13 protein-coding genes are annotated in these 19,391 nt (G+C 61.0%); all 13 read left to right on the top strand.

Going from position 1 to position 19,391, the window contains the following annotated elements:
• Positions 1–152 precede the first annotated feature (152 nt).
• Positions 153–560, top strand: coding sequence for a biopolymer transporter ExbD (locus RYA97_RS14540; protein ID WP_316892568.1), 408 nt, complete (start codon positions 153–155; stop codon positions 558–560).
• A 2-nt stretch (positions 561–562) separates the two neighbouring features.
• On the top strand, positions 563–1,330 hold the full coding sequence (locus RYA97_RS14545) for an energy transducer TonB (protein WP_316892570.1): 768 nt from the start codon (positions 563–565) through the stop codon (positions 1,328–1,330).
• Between the two features lie 20 nt (positions 1,331–1,350).
• Positions 1,351–3,633: a TonB-dependent receptor gene (locus tag RYA97_RS14550; RefSeq protein WP_316892572.1), complete on the top strand. Its 2,283-nt coding sequence runs from the start codon at positions 1,351–1,353 to the stop codon at positions 3,631–3,633.
• A 25-nt stretch (positions 3,634–3,658) separates the two neighbouring features.
• Positions 3,659–4,309 (top strand): MotA/TolQ/ExbB proton channel family protein, encoded by a 651-nt coding sequence (locus tag RYA97_RS14555; protein WP_316892575.1) that lies wholly within the window; start codon positions 3,659–3,661, stop codon positions 4,307–4,309.
• Positions 4,310–4,372: 63 nt separating this feature from the next.
• Positions 4,373–5,614, top strand: coding sequence for a phospholipase D-like domain-containing protein (locus RYA97_RS14560; protein WP_316892577.1), 1,242 nt, complete (start codon positions 4,373–4,375; stop codon positions 5,612–5,614).
• A 225-nt stretch (positions 5,615–5,839) separates the two neighbouring features.
• Positions 5,840–7,030: a murein transglycosylase A gene (locus tag RYA97_RS14565; protein WP_316892579.1), complete on the top strand. Its 1,191-nt coding sequence runs from the start codon at positions 5,840–5,842 to the stop codon at positions 7,028–7,030.
• Positions 7,031–7,312: 282 nt separating this feature from the next.
• Positions 7,313–8,452, top strand: coding sequence for a cellulose biosynthesis protein BcsQ (bcsQ, locus tag RYA97_RS14570; protein WP_316892581.1), 1,140 nt, complete (start codon positions 7,313–7,315; stop codon positions 8,450–8,452).
• Positions 8,449–10,668, top strand: a complete 2,220-nt coding sequence (bcsA, locus tag RYA97_RS14575; protein ID WP_316892583.1) for a UDP-forming cellulose synthase catalytic subunit — start codon at positions 8,449–8,451, stop codon at positions 10,666–10,668. Before bcsQ ends, bcsA begins: the two co-directional genes overlap by 4 nt.
• A 14-nt stretch (positions 10,669–10,682) precedes the next feature.
• A complete protein-coding gene (bcsB, locus tag RYA97_RS14580) occupies positions 10,683–12,938 on the top strand; it encodes a cellulose biosynthesis cyclic di-GMP-binding regulatory protein BcsB (RefSeq protein ID WP_316892585.1) in 2,256 nt (751 codons plus the stop codon).
• Positions 12,939–12,941: 3 nt separating this feature from the next.
• Positions 12,942–14,153 (top strand): cellulose synthase complex periplasmic endoglucanase BcsZ, encoded by a 1,212-nt coding sequence (gene bcsZ, locus RYA97_RS14585; RefSeq protein WP_316892586.1) that lies wholly within the window; start codon positions 12,942–12,944, stop codon positions 14,151–14,153.
• A complete protein-coding gene (locus RYA97_RS14590; protein WP_316892588.1) occupies positions 14,129–18,025 on the top strand; it encodes a cellulose biosynthesis protein BcsC in 3,897 nt (1,298 codons plus the stop codon). The genes bcsZ and RYA97_RS14590 overlap by 25 nt, the downstream gene beginning before the upstream one ends.
• 15 nt (positions 18,026–18,040) lie before the next feature.
• Complete coding sequence (locus RYA97_RS14595; RefSeq protein WP_316892590.1) at positions 18,041–18,706, top strand: SGNH/GDSL hydrolase family protein; 666 nt, start codon at positions 18,041–18,043, stop codon at positions 18,704–18,706.
• Entirely contained in the window at positions 18,703–19,377 is a 675-nt protein-coding gene (locus RYA97_RS14600) for an alginate O-acetyltransferase AlgF (protein WP_316892592.1), read from the top strand. Before RYA97_RS14595 ends, RYA97_RS14600 begins: the two co-directional genes overlap by 4 nt.
• Positions 19,378–19,391: the final 14 nt, after the last annotated feature.

Below are 19,391 nucleotides of genomic sequence, written 5' to 3' on the forward strand. Positions count from 1 at the left end.
CCGCGTTTCCATGGCGTTTTTATGACGGCTGCGAGAAACATTTTAGTGCCATCAAAAGAGCTTACAAAGGCCATGTAACAGTCATTTAAACCTAACTGATCGGTCATATTCGGTTGCTAGATTCTCGGCCTCTGACAAGAAGGGCGGATGGTATGAGAACGTGGGACGAACCTAAAAAACGCAAGGCGCACATCGAACTGATCCCGATGATCGACGTGATGATGTTTCTGCTGGTTTTTTTCGTACTGGTCAGCTTGAACGTGATTCCGGCTCTGGGGATGAAAACCCAGCTGCCGAGCGCCAGCAGTTCACAGCAGCTCAAGCCGCAGAACAAATCGATCCTGACCCTGGGCCTCAACGGCGAATTACAGCTTGATGGCAAGGCGACCACAGTCGAGTCTCTGGTGCCTGCCTTGAAGGCGCTGGAAAAGCCCGATACTAAAACCACCATTATCGTCAACAGCGACAAGGGCGTTGAGGTCGCACGTCTGGTCGAGATCATGGACACCTTGCGTCTGGGTGGCTTTACCTCGGTTTCCATTGCCACGCGTAAATCCTGACCATGTATGTCCTGTTTCGTGTACGTCAGTGGCTCGCAGGCCTTCCAGCGCTGGTGGCGCTCATCGTGATTGTGATGGGGGTGCAGACGCGGGCCCTTAAGGTAGAGCCGGTTTATGACCAGTCAGCCGTGGAGCTGGCGTTGATCGAGCCTGAGCCTCCAGCGCCAGAGCCCGTGGTGCCGACCGAGCCGCTTCCGGTTCAGCCTGAAGAGCCGCCACCACCGCCGCCCGTGGTGGAAAGCGAAGACGCCGAGCCTGCTCCGCCACCGCCCAAGCCCATGCCTAAACCTGTCCCCAAGCCCGTGCCCAAGCCCAAGCCGGAACCCAAGCTGCGCCCGGAACCTGTACCCAAGCCAGCCCCGGCGGTAGTAAAGCCCGCCGAGCCGGTCCAGGCCCCCAGTAAGCCTGTGGCCAGCGCTGCCGTCGCGCCGCCTCAGCCACCGGCGCAGCCGAAAGTAGACACGCAGGGCCTCGAAGGCGGCTACCTCAAAGGGCTGCGTAACGATCTGGATGGCTACAAACAGTACCCGACCGGACGCCAGGCCTCGCTGGAGCGCCCAAGCGGCGAGGTAGTGGTGTGGTTATTGGTTGATCGCCAGGGGCGAGTGCTGGACTCCGGCATTCAGACCCAGGCGTCCAGCATGCTGCTCAACCGCGCAGCAGCCAACAGTCTGCGACGCATCAAGCAAGTCAAACCGTTTCCCGAGCAAGCCTTCGGCGGGCGTAGCGAACAGCGCTTCACCGCCACTTTCAACTACAGCGTGCAATAGCACTGACAAGGAACAGAGTGATGAAGTTTTCCAGAATTCACCTTGCGTTGGTCGCCGCTGGCATGAGCCACGGCATGGCCATGGCTGATTCGAGTGCCAGTGACGTTGGCACCATTGGCGTACAAGGGAAGGCGACGGTGGGCGGTGGCTATATGGTTCAGGAGGAGAGCATCAAGGCGCGCTCCACGGTGACCAAGGAGGCGCTCGACAAGCAGACCGCAACAGGTAACGCGATCGACAAACTCAAATACACCCCGGGCCTGAATATCTCCAGTGAAGATGCCACCGGCCTGTCGGGCTTTCGCTTTACCATGCGCGGCCTCAACTCCGATCAGGTCGGCATGTCGGTAGATGGCATGCCCATCAACGACTCCGGCAACTATGCACTGTATTCCAACCTGCTGGGCGACCCGGAAAACATCGATCAGATCTTCGTCACCCAGGGCTCTGCCGAGAGTGACGGCCCGCACATCGGTTCCAGCGGTGGCAACATCGGTATTGTCACCATTCGGCCCACGAAGGAAACCGGCGCATTCGTCAAGCAAAGTGCAGGCAGCAACGGTACTTACAAAACCTTTGCGCGGCTCAATACCGGCGAAATCAACGGGCTGAGCAACTGGCTGTCGATGTCTCATACCGAAGGTCAGAAATGGCGCGGTGACGGTGCCGTGCGCGCTGACAAGGTGGAGTGGAACAGCTTCTTCGACATGGGCTCGGGCAATACGGCCAACCTGATCCTCAAGTACCACGAGCAGGATAACAACAGCTACAGCCAGCTCACCAAGAGCCAGTTCCAGCAGAACGGGCGCAAGTTTGACCCCTATCCTTCGACGCCCGCGCGGGGCAGCAACGGCAAGCTGTCCAGTTATTACGAACTGGCGCAAAACCCGTTCCAGACGTTCACCGCCGTGCTCAATACCCAATTCAAACTGGCCGACAATCTGGCGCTTTCAGTCATCCCCTACTACTTCTGGGGTAACGGCAGCGGAGTAAACAGTTCCTCCTATGCGCTTAACCGCGGCTCGAATCAGAACGGTGTATTCGACCTGAGCAACTTGCCGACGGCTGCCGCTTATAACGCTGATGGCTCATCGACCACCGGCGTGTATTACCGACCTTCGCGCACCCAGACCTGGCGTCCGGGGATCACCACCAAGCTCAACTGGGATGTCAACGACGAGCACAGCGTGCAAGTCGGCTACTGGTATGAGCGCGCGCGTCAGTTGCAGACTCAGCCTTTCATTCGCCTGAAGAGCAACGGCAAGCCGGAAAGCATCTGGCCAGACTCGGATTACATGGTCGATGCCAACGGCAATGAGATCCAGGGCCGTGATCGCTATACCGTGACGCCTGCACAAAAAGTATGGGCTCAGGACACCTGGTATTTCGCCCCGGACTGGACGCTGATCGGCGGCCTGGCCTACATGAATGTCGAGCGTGAAGGCAATAACCACGGCAGCCTTACCGAGCGGCCGGAAAAACGTGACCAGACCTACAACAAGCTGCTGCCGAACGTAGGCCTCAAGTATCAGCTGGATGAGCGTGACCAGTTGTTCTACAGCCTGTCGCGCAACATGCGCATACCGCAGAACTACGTCCTTTATGACCCAGGCACCGGTTCCATCAACAGCAAGCCGGAGACCAGCTGGAACCACGAACTGGGCTGGCGCTTTACCGAACAGGACATGACGCTGGCCGCCACCCTGTTCTACATGCAGTTCAAGGACCGTCAGGTGTCATCAAGAGACATCAATGGTGACTTTGCCGACATCAATGCCGGTGCAGTCGATAACAGCGGGCTGGAACTGGAGTGGAGCGGCCTGCTGCCGCACCATTTCAATTACTACACCTCGTACACCTACACCCGCGCCAAACAGAAGGATGACCTGACCGTTTTCAATAACGGCGCCGCCATCGAGCTGCCTACCAGCGGCAAGCAGTTTGCCAACGTGCCGAAGAACATGCTGGCCGCCAACATCGGCTACGACGACGGCAGTTATTACGGCACATTCGGAGCCAAGTTCACCAGCAAGCTGTATGGCGACCTGACCAATGACGAAAGCATTCCGGGGCGCACCATCTTCAATCTGGGCGCGGGCATCTATCTGCCGGTGGACAAGAAAATCGTCAAGGATGCCACCTTGCGTCTGAACGTCGACAACCTGTTCGACAAGGAGTACCTGGACGGCGTGTACACCACCAAGACCAACGCAGGTACATACAGCGGCTTCCGCGATGGCGACCCGGCGTACATCGTCGGCGTCGAGCGTACCGTTACCGTTTCTCTTGAAGCCAATTTCTAATCTTCATTGACCAGAGGTCTGTGCCATGGACATGAATCAGCTTCACGACATCACCTTCTATGTGATGTACGCCGCCATCGCGGTAGCGATCTTTGTCGCGATCGAACGGGGTATCTACTTTGCTTACGTACGCCGTCAGGCACGGGCGCTGCAAACGGCACTCAGTGCTTCGGTGCACAGTGAAAAGGATCTGCCGGAGACGCTGACACGCCGGGCCGGTTTGCCGCTGAGCATGGTCCTGCCGGTGCTTGCGCAAAAAAATGCTCAGGGCTCGCGCAGGGATCTGGATGATGTCATCGAAACCCAGTACCTGAGCACTCGCGCGCCGCTGGCCCGCAGCCTCTGGCTGATCGAGACCATCACTACCGCTGCACCTCTGTTGGGGTTGCTGGGCACCATTCTGGGCATCATCGACACGTTCAAGGCGCTGGCCAGTGCCGGGGTGTCCGATCCCGGGCAGATTTCTGCCGGTATTGGCACGGCGCTGTTCGCGACCGGGCTGGGTATTGCCATCGCCTTGTTCTGCGTGGTCTTCCACAACTACTTTCAGGACAGCCTGGAACGCATCAACGATCAACTCAAGATCCTGTTGATCCGCGCTTCCAGCGGCGCACAGGTGCAGGATGAAACCGAGCATTCGGCTGCCCCGGTCCAACCGAAATACCGCACTGCCTGATCAACCTGCCGGCGTGTGCCCTTGGCATGCGCCTTCCTGCCTGCGTCCGGCGATGAGGCCCGCATGTTCTTTAATCTTCCAGGTCGTAGGGTACTTGCACGCTCCCGCGCCGTGATCGTAGCGTTACTGCTGACGAGTTCGTTTGCGCAGGCCGACTTCGCTATTCCAGGTTTCGAGCTGGTACACACCGTTCCGCTCGGAACCGACCTGCAGACGCCTGACCTGCGAGCGCCCGGCGAGGTCTGGCGTGAACTGTTCGATGGGGCCCGCAAGGGTATCGATATCGAGCAGTTCTATGTCGCAGACCAGGCCGGCTCGGTGATGGACAAGGTGCTTGAAAGCCTGACTGCAGCGGGGCAGCGCGGGGTGAAAATCCGTTTTCTGCTGGAGGAAAAAGGCCTGAAAATGTCCGATCCGCAGACCCTTGAACGGTTGCGGGCGATACCCAACCTCACCTTGCGCGTACTGCCATACGCCAAGCTCACGGGCAGCGGCATCATTCACGCCAAATTCATCGTCGTGGATGGTCGGCAGGCGTTCATAGGCAGTCAGAATTTCGATTGGCGCTCTCTGGAGCACATCCATGAAACCGGCCTGCGCATCGACGAGCCGAATGTCGTGCGCCAGACGCAGGCCGTGTTCGATCAGGACTGGCTCGCCCAGGCCGCCATTGCCGAAGGCAAACCGATTCCGGTGCCACACTCGAGCAAGAATGCTTTGCCTGCTGGCAACTATCTGGTCGCCAGTCCGCAACGCTATAACCCGCCCGGGGTACTCGACTCCCAGGCCGAACTGCCGCGTTTGCTGGCGCAAGCCAGCCGCGAGGTTCGCGTCCAGTTGCTGGATTACGCACCCTTGTCCTACGGACCTGACAAAACCCGGCCTTACTATGCGGTCATCGATAACGCCATCCGCAGCGGCGCCGCCCGTGGCGTGTCAATCAAACTCATGGTGTCGGACTGGAACACAGGCATGCCCGAAGTAGCCTATTTGAAGAGTCTGGCCCTGGTGCCCAACGTGCAGGTGCGCATTGTCACACTGCCCGTAGCCGCCGAGGGGTTCATCCCGTATGCACGCGTGATTCACAGCAAGACCATGGACATTGATGATCAGGTCGCATGGGTCGGCACCAGTAACTGGCTCGGCGGCTACCTCGACAACTCGCGCAACCTGGAAGTGGTGATGCACGACAGCACAATGGCCAAGCGCATCGGCGTTCTGCATGAGCAGCTATGGGATGGGCCGTATGCCAAACCAATCGACATCAACCGCGACTACCCGGAATCGCATCCGGGCCGGCCTTGAAAGTAAGCAGGCCAGCAGCCGGAAGGGCAATGCCGGGCCTTAGGCATGGCGGGTTGTATCGACAATCAGAATGCGTCTGGGTCTGGACGGAACAGGTCTGGCAAGGAGCGCTATGCCCGACTCTGGTGATGAATGAAGCTTCCCACTAGGCCCCTCTGTCCGCTTCAGCCACAATGACGCCTTTTACCCTCCAGCCTGCTGTGGGCTGTAAAAGGATTGCTGCTGATGATGCTCTCTTTCAAGCCATGGTTCCTTGGGCTGGCGCTGGCTTTGCCACTGGCCGCTCTGCTGACCGCGTGTGACAAGTCCGACAAGCCGGTAACGCCGCCTGCACCGCCGCATACCACTTATAGCCAGGCTGGTTGGGACGCGCTGCCAGCCGTGTCGGACGCCGACTTGCAAGCCGGGTTTGCCTCATGGCGCAGTGCGTGTGCTCGTCTGAAGGCTGATGCCGTGTGGGGACCGACCTGTGCGGCGGCGGGCAGCCTTGTGGCGGCTCCGGATGCGGCGCAGATCCGTACGTTTTTGCAGAGCCAGTTGCAGGTCTACAGCCTGCGCGCTGATGGCGGCAGTGCCGACGGCCTGATCACCGGTTATTACGAGCCTGTCTACCCTGGCAGCCTGACTCAGACCGCCACGGCTAACGTGCCGGTTTACGGCATTCCGGACGATCTGATCGTGGTCAATCTGGACAGCATTTATCCCGAACTCAAGGGCAAGCGCTTGCGCGGTCGGCTTGAGGGGCGGGTGCTCAAGCCTTACGACGATGCCGCGACGATCAACGCGCAGGGGTTGAATGCGCCGGTGATTGCCTGGCTGACCGACCCGATGGATGTGCAGTTCCTGCAGATTCAGGGCTCCGGGCGGGTGAGTCTGGAGGATGGCTCGCAGCTGCGTCTGGGCTATGCCGATCAGAACGGCCGCCCTTATCGCGCGATTGGTCGCTGGCTGGTGGAGCAGGGCCAGTTGAAGAAGGAAGACGTGACCATGGGCAGCATCGCAGCCTGGGCCAAAGCGCATCCGGAGCGGGTCAGCGAGTTGCTGGCCAGCAACCCCAGTTATGTGTTTTTTGCCCGTAACCCCGACAGTAATGAAGGCCCGCGCGGCTCGCTCAACGTGCCGCTGACACCGGGCTACAGCGTAGCCATCGATCGCAAGGTGATTCCTCTGGGTAGTCTGCTCTGGCTCTCCACCACACGGCCGGATGGAAGCAGCGTGGTGCGCCCGGTTGCGGCGCAGGACACGGGCGGTGCGATTGCCGGTGAAGTGCGCGCTGATCTGTTCTGGGGCACTGGCGATGAGGCCGGGAAGCTGGCAGGTGACATGAAACAGAAAGGCAATATCTGGTTGCTGTGGCCCAAGGGTATGGCGTTGCCGCAGACTGTCGATGCAGTATCTGCGCCCGCTGGCCACTGATTTAATTCGACCCTTCCCATTAGCGGCTATATATCCGATCCACTGGATATATAGCTGCTGGTGAGAAAAACCCTCGATTCAGTCCCGTTTGCCGCCGATTGTGTCCAGATCCACAATTTTTTAACGCCAATAAAATGTCGAAAAACGAGTGATTTACCGCTCATCGGTAAATTGTGGACGTCATATATCGGTTTCCTGACACTGTCACAATGACATTACACATTAGTATTAACGCTTTTCCACAGGGGGTGTGCTTGGCGGCCCCATTTGAGGTCGTACAGAATGAGTCGTGCTGACGATGTGGCCAATCTGTTTCAACGTTTCGGCGCGAGCTCTGACGGTTATCTGGAGATAGACAACAGCCTGGATTATCAGGAATCGTCTGTTTCCAGAACCCCGTCTGCTGCACTGCAACGCGCGACCTCTCAGCCGTCTCTTGAGCAACCTTGTTCAACGCTGCCGGCGCAAAACAACTCGACTGCACCTGATTTGATAGCGCCCGATAAAACCAGGCGCATAGCCGCTGACACATTGGCGAAACTGCTCGCCGAGGCTGCTCAGGCGCGGCAGGCCGAGGCGCAGGCGCGTAACAACGAGGCACTGGCTCAGTCGATGGGCAAAGGCCAACTTTCCAGAACCCCGGCACACGTCATCGCGGTGGTGTCAGCCAAAGGCGGGGTGGGTAAAAGCACCTTGAGCGCGGCGCTGACCAGCCTGGTCAAAGTGCCAGGCGGGCAGACGCTGGCCATCGACCTCGACCCGCAAAACGCCTTGCAGCACCATCTCAACGCCAGCCCGGATGTGGCAGGCCTCGGTGGTGCCAGCCTGAGCGGCGAGAACTGGCGGGCCCTGTTACTGAGCGGGTCTGCTGACACGCAGCTGCTGGCGTATGGCGCGCTGCAGCTTGACGAGCGTCGTTCTCTGGAGCGTTTTCAGGAAAATGACGCGCACTGGCTGGTTCGCCAGATTGCGCGCATGCAATTGAGTGCGCGCGACGTGGTGGTTCTCGACGTGCCGTGTGGTGATTTGCTCATGCTGGAACGGGCACTGAATGCCGCCAGCCAAGTGCTGGTCGTGCTCACCGCCGATGCGGCGTGCTACCTGACGCTGGACCAGATGCAGGGCTGGCTTGAGCCTGTGCTGGCCGGTCCGCAGCCGCCGGTCTGTCATTACGTCATCAATCAGTTCGATGCATCGCGCACGTTCAGTCGCGACATGCGCGATGTCATGGCAAAGCGTCTTGGCGGGCGTTTGCTGGGCATCGTGCATAAGGATAACGCGCTCGCAGAAGCGCTGGCTTACGGACACAACGCGGTACAGGTTCCGAGCGCCTCCCCAGGCACTCAGGACCTGCGCGTGCTGAGTCACTTGCTGATCACCAAACTGCTGACTCAGGACGTAGAAGAGACCCGATTGTCATGACTAACCTGTCGCTCGACGCGTCCCCACCCCGGACGCGCTCATCGCTGTGGCTGAATGCTTTGTCGGCAAGGTTCGGCCAGCAGTCCAGAACCCTGCGCCGCGCACTGAAAACCGTGGCCATTGTTGTCGGCCTGCTGCTGATGGCGCTGGTCGTCACCGTGCCTCTGGACCTCTACGCGCAGTGCTTTTTTGCCTTGGCCTGTTTTGCCGCGATGCTGGTGATTCGCAAGATGCCGGGGCGCATTTCGGTGCTGGCACTGGTGACGCTGTCGTTGCTGGCGTCGTTTCGGTACATGTACTGGCGGCTGACCTCGACTCTGGATTTCGATAACTGGCTGGACAGCCTGCTGGGCTACGGGCTGATCGTCGCCGAGTTCTACACGCTGATCGTCATCGTGCTGGGTTATGTGCAGACCGCCTGGCCGCTGCACCGCAAGCCTGTGATCATGCCGAGCGATTCCAGTCAGTGGCCGACTGTGGATGTGTTTATCCCTTCTTACAACGAAGCGCTGAGCATCGTCAAACTGACCATTTTTGCGGCGCAGTCCATTGATTGGCCGCGAGACAAACTGCGTGTCTACGTACTTGATGACGGCCGCCGAGAAGACTTTCGCGAGTTCTGCGAGCAGGTCGGTGTTGGCTACCTGACCCGTGAAAACAATTACCACGCCAAGGCCGGTAACCTGAACGAAGCGCTCAAGTCCACCGATGGCGAATACATCGCCATGTTTGATGCCGACCACGTGCCGACCCGCTCTTTTTTGCAGGTCGCCATGGGCTGGTTCCTCAAGGACTCACAGCTTGCGATGTTGCAGACGCCGCACTTTTTCTTCTCGCCTGACCCGTTCGAAAAGAACCTCGACACCTTCCGCAGTGTGCCCAACGAAGGCGAGCTGTTTTACGGCCTGTTGCAGGACGGCAACGACCTGTGGAACGCGACCTTCTTCTGTGGTTCCTGTGCAGTGCTACGGCGTTCGTCGCTGCTGGAAATCGGCGGCGTGGCCACCGAAACCGTGACCGAAGATGCGCACACCGCGCTGAAGCTCAACCGCGCCGGTTACAACACCGCTTACCTGGCAATCCCGCAAGCGGCGGGGCTGGCGACCGAAAGCCTGTCGCGCCATGTGGCCCAGCGCATTCGCTGGGCGCGTGGCATGGCGCAGATCTTTCGCACCGACAATCCGTTGCTGGGCAAGGGCCTGTCGATAGGCCAGCGGCTGTGCTACGCCAACTCCATGCTGCACTTCTTCTATGGCTTGCCGCGTCTGGTATTTCTCACTGCGCCACTGGCCTACCTGCTGTTCGGTGCCGAGGTCATGCACGCCTCGGCGCTGATGATCACCGCTTACGTATTACCACACCTGGCGCACGCCAGCCTGACCAACTCCAGGATTCAGGGGCGTTTCCGCCATTCGTTCTGGAACGAGGTCTACGAGGCCGTGCTGGCCTGGTACATCATGGGCCCGGTATTGATGGCGCTGATCAACCCGAAGTTCGGTGGTTTCAACGTGACCGACAAGGGCGGCGTGGTCGAGGAGAAGTTCTTTGACTGGACGCTGGCGCGGCCCTACATCGTGCTGCTGACGCTCAACGCCGTGGTTTTCGCGCTCGGTATCTACAGCCTGTATCAACTGGGCTGGAACAACGATGCGATCACCCTGACCATCATCATCAACATGGCCTGGACGATCTACAACATCATCATCACCAGCGCTGCGATTGCGGTGGCCAGCGAGATCCGTCAGGTGCGCACCGAGCCCCGGGTCCAGGCCAGACTGCCGATTCGCGTTACCCGCGCCGATGGCGTGGTATTCGACGCCGTGACTCAGGATTTTTCCCAGACCGGCCTCGGACTGGTGATGCCCGCCGATTCGGGCATCGACAGTGGCGACAGCATCACGGTGTCGCTGTATCGCGGTACGCAGACCAGCCATTTCCCTGCCACGGTGATGTTCTGCCGCGACGGTTATCTGGGCACTCGTTTTGATGATCTGTCGCTGCGTCAGCAGAGCGAGCTGGTACGCCTGACCTTTGGCCGTGCCGACACCTGGGCGTCGACCTGGGGCCGCGGCAAGCCGGACACACCGCTGTCTGCGCTGCGCGAAGTCAGCCACATCGGTGTTCGTGGCGTCGTCGAGTTGCTCAAGGCCACTCGCAAGGATTTCAGCCGGTTACTGCCGACCCGTAAAAAAATCTCCCCACCTCCCGCAAATTGATGGATTGAGTAGTCATGACTAAACGGTATTTTCTCGGTGCCGAACGCTTCGCCGTTCGCCGCTCATGGGCCCTGTTGGCTTGTGCGTTGTCCGTGCTCTCCACCGGGATGTGGGCAAGCGCTGCTGAAACCACGGGTGCCAACGAGGGTTACAGCGTGACGCTGCAACAACTGGGGCGCAATTACCCGATGAACCTGCGCGGTGTGGAAGCCACCGACAGCGTCAACTTCAATGTGCGTGCCGATCAGGTGGTGACCGGCGCAAGCCTGTCGCTGAGCTACAGCTATTCGCCGGCGTTGCTGGCGGACCTGTCGCAGATCAACGTCATGATCAACGACGAGGTGGCCGCGACCCTTCCGTTGCCCAAGGAAGGTGCCGGCAAGCCGCAGACGCAGGTGATCGAGATTCCGCCGCAGATGATCACCGAGTTCAACCGCCTGAGCCTGCAGTTCATCGGCCATTACACGATGAGCTGCGAAGACCCGAAGCATTCCAGCCTCTGGGCACGGATCAACAACGACACGCGTCTGGATATCCGCGTGACGCCGTTCGCGTTGCCCAACGATCTGGCCATTTTGCCGCTGCCGTTCTTCGACCGTCGCGATGACCGTGACGTAAACCTGCCGGTGGTGATGGGCGCGGCACCCGATAACGCCACGCTGGAAGCCGCCGGTGCGCTGGCTTCGTGGATCGGTGCGGCCAAGACCCGCTCGCGCATGGCCAGCTTCCCGGCGCACTTCAACGAACTGCCGGCCAAGGGCAATGCGCTGGTATTGCTCAAAGGCGACGGTCCGCTGCAACTGGGCGCTTTGACCATGCCTGCGGCAAAAGGCCCGACTCTGACGATGGTGACCCATCCCAACGATCCGAACGGCAAGTTGCTGGTGATCACCGGGCGTAATTCCGCCGAGCTGAAAAAAGCGGTCAACGCGCTGGTGGTCGGCGGGCAGAGCCTGGTCGGCAGCAGTGCGTTGATCGAACGGGTTGACATGCTCGCGCCGCGTAAGCCTTACGACGCGCCGAACTGGCTGCCGAGTGATCGACCGATCAAGCTTGGCGAGCTGATGCCTGCCAACAAACTGAATGTGTCCGGTTACGATCCGGGTGACATCACTGTGCCGCTGAACCTGCCGCCGGACCTGTTCAGCTGGCGCGAAGACGGTGTGCCGCTGAACCTCAAATACCGCTACACACCTCAGAAGCGCTCCAACAATTCGTCGATCATGGTCAGCCTCAACGACACTTTGATCAAGGCCGAGCCGCTGCCGTCGATCGATAATCTGAGCAATTCGATCCTGGCCCGGCTGACCGGTGGCAACGACACGGTCAGCCGTGAAGCGCACGTGTACCTGCCGCTCAATTCGGTGGCGCTGCAATCGCGTCTGCAACTGCGTTACATGTTCGATTACCTCAAGCAGGGCGAATGTGGCGACATCATCATTGACAACATGCGCGGCAGCATCGACCCGGAATCAACGCTGGATTTCAGCGGCTACGAGCACTTCATGGCGATGCCCAACCTGGGTGTGTTCAAGGACTCGGGTTTCCCGTTCACGCGTCTGGCTGACCTGTCGCAAACGGCGGTGGTGCTGGCTGACCAGCCGAGTACCGAAGACATCAGCGCGTACCTGAACGTGCTGGGTCGTTTTGGTGAGTCCACCGGTTACCCGGCGACCGGCGTCACAGTGATGCAGGCCGCACAGATCGCCAGCGCCGCCGACAAAGACATTCTGGTCATGTCTTCCGGGCCCGATCAGCCGTTGCTCAACCTGTGGGCCAACCGCCTGCCGACCTCCGGCAACGGTCAGCAGCAGAGCTTCGAACTTTCCGATCTGGCGTTCCGCCTGCGTGACTGGATGAGCCCGGACCCGGATGAAAACCTGCGTCGGGCGCGGGTGGCGATGGCGTTCTCCAGCGATGCGCGCAGCACCTTCCTGACCGGCTTCGAATCGCCGCTGCAAAAAGGCCGCAGCGTGGTGCTGATCTCTAGTGGCCAACCCGGCGGCATGAGCGACGTGGCCCGTGCGCTGAGCAACAGCGACAAGGTTCAGGGCAGTCTGGTGGTGGTGCGCGGCGATTCCGTCGAAGCACTGGTTGCCGAACAGAATTACTACGTCGGTGATCTTGGGCCGATCAAATACGTGCAGTGGCTGATGTCGCGCAACGTGCTGTGGTTGTTGTTGGTAGTCGCCGTGGGTGTGGTGCTGGTCACCGGGGTGGCTTACCTGACCCTGCGTTCGCTTGCCAAACGCCGACTGGAGCATGAATAAATCATGCCGGCCCTGGTAATCAATTTGCGCCGCGCTGTTGGCTGGATGACCGGTGTGCTGGCGTCGGCGACGCTGACGCCGGTTCTTGCGGCCAGCACCTGCGACAGCCCGGCCTGGCCGTTCTGGCAGGACTACGCCACGCGCTACGTGCAGGCCGACGGGCGCATGCTCGAATCCAGCCTGAAAGCCAACCACAGCACCTCCGAAGGCCAGTCCTACGGCATGCTCTTCGCCTTGGTGGCCAATGATCGCGAGCGCTTCGACACGCTGTGGACGTGGACTGCCGAAAACATGACCGGCGCCGACCCCAGGACACGCCTGCCCGGCTGGTTGTGGGGGCAGGGCGAAGATGGCAGCTGGAAACTGCAGGACGCCAACTCTGCGTCCGACGCCGACCTGTGGATCATCTATGCGCTGCTGGAAGCCGCCCGCATCTGGCAGCACCCGGCGTATCGAAACGATGCGCTGGCGCTGCTCAAGACCGTTGAATCACGGCTGGTGGTCAACCTGCCGGGGCTGGGCAAGATGCTCCTGCCCGGCCCGGAAGGTTTCGTGCAGCCTGACCACTTATGGCGTTTGAACGCCAGTTACCTGCCGGTGCCGCTGTTACGGCGTCTGGCCAAGGAAGAACCGGCTGGCCCGTGGAAGGAAATCGCCGACAACACGGCAAAACTGATCGACGCATCCAGCCCGAAAGGCTTTATCGCCGACTGGGTGGGTTATCGCGGCACATCACCGAAAACCGGGCTGTTCGTGGTCGATCCGGTCACCGGCGAGCTGGGCAGCTATGACGCGATTCGCGTCTACCTCTGGGCGGGCATGACGCCTGCGTCCGACCCGTTGGCCGCGCGCTTGCTGGCGCGTCTCGACGGCATGGCGGTCAGCACGGCCTCCAGCGGCACGCCCCCGGAAAAAGTCCAGGTGATGAGTGGCATGAGCCAGGGCCAGGCTCCGTTTGGTTACTCGGCAGCGTTGCTGCCGTACTTCCAGGCCAAGGGCCAGACGTGGCTGGCGGAACAGCAGCAGCGCAGGGTCGAAGCAGGCGTCAGCACGGCGCTGGCCCGCGACCCGACAGATCGCACTGAACCGGCCTATTACAACCTCATGCTCAGCCTGTTTGCCTTGGGCTGGGTCGAAAAACGCTATCAGTTCCGTGAAGACGGAACCCTCAAATTATTCTGGGAGACGTCATGCCCGCGCGCCGCCACACGTTAGTCATCGGGTTGGTTGCCGCGATCGCAGCCAGCGTTTCTCAGGCTCAGGCCGCCACCGCCGAGGCGCAGTTGATCGAGCAGGGCCAGTACTGGCAGGCTCGCTCGAACCCGGTGCGGGCTGCCGAGGTCTGGCAGAAGGTGCTGCAGATCGACCCCAATCAGATCGACGCGTTGTATGGCATGGGGCTGATCGGCGTCAAACAGAACAAGCCGCAGCAGGCGCAGACTTACCTGGCTCGTCTGCAGGCCCTGTCGCCAGTGCCGTGGCAGTCGGTGCAACTGGAGCAGGACATCGCCCTCGCTCAGCCGCAGAATCAGGCCTTGCTGGATGAGGCCCGACGCCTCGCCGATGCCGGTGAGCGCGACAAGGCGACCGGGGTCTTTCGCCAACTGTTCAACGGCCGTTTGCCCGAGGGCACGATCGGGCGCGAGTACTACACCAACCTGGGGTTCAACAGCGCGGACTGGCCCGAAGCGCGCAAAGGCTTCGAACGCCTGATCCGGCAGAATCCGGACGACTCGATTCTGGCGCTGTTCTTCGCCAAGCACCTGGCCCGCCGCGAAGACACCCGGGCCGAAGGGATCGCTGCGCTGGCGCGCCTGAGCACTCACCCGGACATCGCCGGTGATGCGGATCAGAGCTGGCGCATGGCGCTGGTCTGGATCGGCCCGCCTGCGGCTGCGCAAGTGCCACTGTTCGACGCGTTTCTCAAGATTCATCCCGACGATCAGGAAATCCGCGACCAGTTGAACAAGGGCCGCCAGCAGAACACTAGCGGCGCTGCCTCAGGCTGGCAGCAGGACCCGTTGGTGGCGCGTGGCTTGAAGGCGCTGGAAAGAAATGATCACGCGGCGGCCGAAGAAGCCTTTGCCGCCCGCTTGAAAATCAAGGCGGACGATGTCGATGCGCTGGGCGGCCTGGGCGTGGTGCGTCAGCAGCAGAACCGGCTGCCTGAAGCCGAACAATTGCTGACCCGCGCCACGCGCCAGCCGGGCGGTGCGCGCTGGAAAAACGCGCTGGAAAACGTACAGCTCTGGACCTCGCTGCAACAAGCCCGTGATCTACAGGCCAAAGGACAGACCGGCAAGGCTCAAGCGTTGCTGGCGCAGGCGCAGCGGGAAAACCCTGACAACATCGACGTGCGTTTGACCCTGGCCGACGTGCAGGTGCAGGCCGGGCAACTGGACGCCGCGCAGGCAGGCTATCGTCAGGTGCTCGCGAGCCAGCGCGGCAATCCGCAAGCAATACGCGGGCTGATCAACGTGCTGGCTCAGCGTGGTCAGGCCGATGAAGCGCTACGCCTGCTCGACACATTGTCGCCGGGCGAACAGGCCAAACTGGGCGACAGCGGTCGCTTCAAGGCGCTGTGCTCCACACAAGTGGCGCGTCTGGCCGAGCAGCGTGGCGATGTTCGCGCTGCTCAGACGGCCTTGAAAGACGCGGTGAAGAGCGACCCGGACAATGTCTGGACGCGTTTTGACCTGGCGCGCCTGTACCTCAAGACCGACGAAGCGCCCAAGGCGCGCGTGCTGATCGACGAGCTGCTCAAGGCCCAGCCCAATAACATCGATGCGCTTTACACCAGCGCACTGCTGTCGGTGGAAATGGGCCAGTGGCAGGACGCGCAAACCACGTTTGCGCGCATCCCGGTGGATCAGCGCACGCCGGACATGAAAGCGCTCGCTGACGAAATCACCATGACCGTGCAGATCAATCTGGCCATCGGCATCGCCCGGCGCGGTCAGCGCCAGGAAGCGTTGGCGCTGCTCGATCGCCTGCAACCGGTCGCCAGCGGCAGCCCGGAGCGTCAACTCACGCTGGCCAACGCTTACATTGATGCGGGCGAGCCCGCGCGCGGTCAGGAAATGGCCCTTGCCGCCATCGCTCAGGCTCCGGCGCCGTCGGCCGATCTGATGCTGCAATACGCCGGTCTGCTGCTCGCAGCGGGTGATGATGTGCAGGTCAATGCGATCCTGCGCAACGTGCAGGGTCAGCCGATGAGCGCGCAGACCCGCAAACGCTTCGATGACCTTTTGTACCGCTACCGCATTCGCCAGGCCGATCTGCTGCGTGAGGGTGGTGATCTGGCGGGCGCGTACGACACGCTGGCACCGGCTTTGGCGCAGCGTCCGAACGACATTCAGGCGGTGTCGGCCTTCGCCCGGATGTACACCGCCAATGGCGACAGCGCTCGCGCGTTCGAGCTGTACAAACCGTTGTTGCAGCGTCAGCCCAACGATCCGCAAGTACTCCTGGGGGCTGCTGACGCAGCCGTGAAGGCTCATGATTATGCCTTTGCCGAAAAGGCCTTGAGCCAGTTCCGCGCGTTGCAGCGCAACGACCCGCAGACCCTAACCGAGGCCGCGCGCATCTACCAGAGCATGGGCCAGACCGGCGCGGCCACCGAGTTGCTGCGCAAGGCCGTGGCCATCGAACAGAGTGAAAAGCAGCGCGCGATGGCTGCGCAGGCTGTGCCGACCAGCATAACGTCGTCCAACCCGTTTGCGGCGGGCGGTTCACGTAGCCTGGCGGCGGCTTCGGCGATTCCCGCCCCGGCTCAGGTGTCGTTGAGCGGTGGGAGAGCACTTGAAACAAGTAATGCGCTTGAAACATCTGCACCGCGTGACACGGCTTACCCCGGCCAGATCGCCGCACAACAGCCGCTGTCTGCCGCACGTGCGCAAAGCGTGCGCGGCAATCCGTTCATGGCAGCCACCGACCGCGATCAGGCCAGCAGCGCGCAGCAGGCGCTCAATCGTATTCTTGAGCAGCGCAGTGGCTTCGTCAGTCAGGGCCTGAGCGTGCGTAGCAATAACAGCGAGGCGGGTCTGAGCAAACTGACCGTGGTCGAGACCCCGCTTGAGATCAACGTGCCTGCCGGTGATAACCGGGTGGCCGTGCGCGTCACGCCGGTGTCGCTGAATGCTGGCAGCGTGAAATCCGATGCAAGTGCCCGTTTTGGCGGTGGCACCAGCGGTGCTGCACGTTCGCAGAGCGACAAGGGTGTCGGTCTGGCGGTAGCGTTCGAGCGCCCCGAAGAAGGCCTCAAGGCCGATATCGGCACCACGCCGATGGGCTTCAAATACACCACGGTCGCGGGTGGCGCGAGTGTCGACCGGCCGTTGGGTGACAACCCGGACCTGCGCTACGGCCTCAACGTGTCACGGCGTCCGGTGACGGACAGCGTGACCTCGTTTGCCGGTTCCACCGACGAGCGCAGCGGCCTGTCCTGGGGCGGCGTCACGGCCAACGGCGGCCGCGGGCAGATCAGCTATGACGACCAGACCATCGGCGGTTATGGCTACGGCTCGTGGCACAAGCTGGTCGGCAACAACGTGAAATCCAATACCCGAGGCGAAGTGGGTGGCGGCGTTTACTGGTACCTGCGCAATGCCGAGGACAGCAAGCTGACCGCAGGCCTGAGCCTGATGGGCATGAGCTATGACAATGACCAGAGCTACTTCACTTACGGCCATGGTGGCTATTTCAGCCCGCAGAGCTTCTATGCCATCGGCGTGCCGGTGATGTGGGCACAGCGCACCGAGCGTTTCAGCTATCAGGTCAAGAGTTCGGTCGGGGTCCAGCACTTCAAGCAGGACGGTGCCGAATTCTTCCCCGACGATAGCACGCTGCAGGCCGCGTCCGGCCAGCGCTACACAGGGCAGAGCAAAACCGGAATTGGCTACAACCTGAGCGCGGCAGGCGAGTACAAGCTCGATTCCAGCCTGTTCATGGGGGCCAATCTGGGCCTGGACAATGCCCGTGACTATCGCCAGTTCAGCGGCGCGCTTTACCTGCGTTACATGTTCGAGGACATGACCGGCCCGATGGCACTGCCGGTCAGCCCTTACCGTTCACCTTATTCCAACTGATTTCTGGAGAATTCGATGCCTTCCGTTCTTGCCGGTATGACCCTTCTGGTCCTGGGAGAAAGCCACATGAGTCTGGCCGATCATCTGATGGAACCGCTGCACGACAACTTGACCAGGCAGGGCGCTATCGTGCATTCGATCGGTGCCTGTGGCGCGAGTGCCGGTGACTGGTTGATCACCAAAAAGGTCGATTGCGGGGCCGAGCAAAAAGGCAACGGCAAGATCGTCATCAAGGGACGTGACGCCACGACCACGCCCATCGGCGAGCTGATCGCGGCCGACAAGCCTGATCTGGTGGTGATCGTGATCGGCGACACAATGGCTTCCTATGACAAGCCTTCGTTTCCAAAGGCCTGGGCATGGCAAAGTGTCAACGGCCTGACCAAGGCGATTGCGGCCACCGGCACCAAGTGCGCCTGGGTCGGCCCTGCGTGGGGCAAGGTGGGCGGCATGTACCAGAAGAATGATGCGCGTACCCAGTTGATGTCGCAGTTTCTGGCCAGCAACGTGGCGCCCTGCACGTACATCGACTCGCTGAGTTTCTCCAAACCGGGACAATGGATCACCACCGACGGTCAGCACTTTACCGTCGCCGGTTATAAATCCTGGGGCACCGCGATTGGCGATGCCTTGGGCAAACTCCCGGTCACCAGCGTCAGCGCAGCCGGAGCGAAGCAATGATCGCCCTGCGCCTGATGGCCGCTAACGTCGCGGCCCTGTTGATCGGTGCTCAAGCGCAGGCGGCCGACATCGCCCTGTACCCGACAGGCCCGGCGCAGGATTCGGCGTTCATTCGCTTCGTCAATGCCACTGCCGCGCCGCTGCAAGTGGTTGCCCGGGAAGGCCAGGCACCGTTGCAACTGGACGCGGCAAAACCGGTGTCGCTGTTCTTTGCGGTGCAGGCCAGCAGCTCGATAAAAGGCACATTGATCAGCAGTGAGAAAAAGCTGCCGATGGACGTCAGCGTCGAGCCGGGCGAGTTCGCCACCGTCGTCCTCACCGTGCAGGCCGATGGCAGCCTTGCGCCGGTGACAGTGCGTGAGCAGCCTGATGATTTCAACGGTTTGAAGGCTTCGCTGGCGTTTTTCAGTCTGGATGCCGGCTGTGTGGAGGCAAGCCTGCGTCCGGCCGGTCGCACGGCTGATTTGTTCAAGGCGATCCCGACCGGTACGTTGCAGCGCCGCTCGATCAATCCGGTGAGCCTGTCGGTACAGCTGGTTTGCGCCAACGCCACTGTCGGCGCACCGCTGGATCTGGGGGAGCTCAAGGCCGGTGAACGCTACAGCGTTTTGCTGGTGCCATCCGCCACCGGACCGCGCCTGTTGTCGGCCACGGACACGCTGTCCAACTGATCGGGTTCTGTGGT

The sequence above is a fragment of the Pseudomonas syringae group sp. 26L6 genome, from assembly GCF_032587815.1.
GTDB classification, from domain to species: Bacteria; Pseudomonadota; Gammaproteobacteria; order Pseudomonadales; family Pseudomonadaceae; genus Aquipseudomonas; species Aquipseudomonas amygdali.

What these genes read in the sequence shown, in the direction of transcription:
- RYA97_RS14540 (WP_316892568.1), top strand. Translation starts at nt 153, where the DNA reads ATGAGAACGTGGGACGAACCTAAAAAACGCAAGGCGCACATCGAACTG.
- RYA97_RS14545 (WP_316892570.1), top strand. Translation starts at nt 563, where the DNA reads ATGTATGTCCTGTTTCGTGTACGTCAGTGGCTCGCAGGCCTTCCAGCG.
- RYA97_RS14550 (WP_316892572.1), top strand. Translation starts at nt 1,351, where the DNA reads ATGAAGTTTTCCAGAATTCACCTTGCGTTGGTCGCCGCTGGCATGAGC.
- RYA97_RS14555 (WP_316892575.1), top strand. Translation starts at nt 3,659, where the DNA reads ATGGACATGAATCAGCTTCACGACATCACCTTCTATGTGATGTACGCC.
- RYA97_RS14560 (WP_316892577.1), top strand. Translation starts at nt 4,373, where the DNA reads ATGTTCTTTAATCTTCCAGGTCGTAGGGTACTTGCACGCTCCCGCGCC.
- RYA97_RS14565 (WP_316892579.1), top strand. Translation starts at nt 5,840, where the DNA reads ATGATGCTCTCTTTCAAGCCATGGTTCCTTGGGCTGGCGCTGGCTTTG.
- bcsQ (WP_316892581.1), top strand. Translation starts at nt 7,313, where the DNA reads ATGAGTCGTGCTGACGATGTGGCCAATCTGTTTCAACGTTTCGGCGCG.
- bcsA (WP_316892583.1), top strand. Translation starts at nt 8,449, where the DNA reads ATGACTAACCTGTCGCTCGACGCGTCCCCACCCCGGACGCGCTCATCG.
- bcsB (WP_316892585.1), top strand. Translation starts at nt 10,683, where the DNA reads ATGACTAAACGGTATTTTCTCGGTGCCGAACGCTTCGCCGTTCGCCGC.
- bcsZ (WP_316892586.1), top strand. Translation starts at nt 12,942, where the DNA reads ATGCCGGCCCTGGTAATCAATTTGCGCCGCGCTGTTGGCTGGATGACC.
- RYA97_RS14590 (WP_316892588.1), top strand. Translation starts at nt 14,129, where the DNA reads ATGCCCGCGCGCCGCCACACGTTAGTCATCGGGTTGGTTGCCGCGATC.
- RYA97_RS14595 (WP_316892590.1), top strand. Translation starts at nt 18,041, where the DNA reads ATGCCTTCCGTTCTTGCCGGTATGACCCTTCTGGTCCTGGGAGAAAGC.
- RYA97_RS14600 (WP_316892592.1), top strand. Translation starts at nt 18,703, where the DNA reads ATGATCGCCCTGCGCCTGATGGCCGCTAACGTCGCGGCCCTGTTGATC.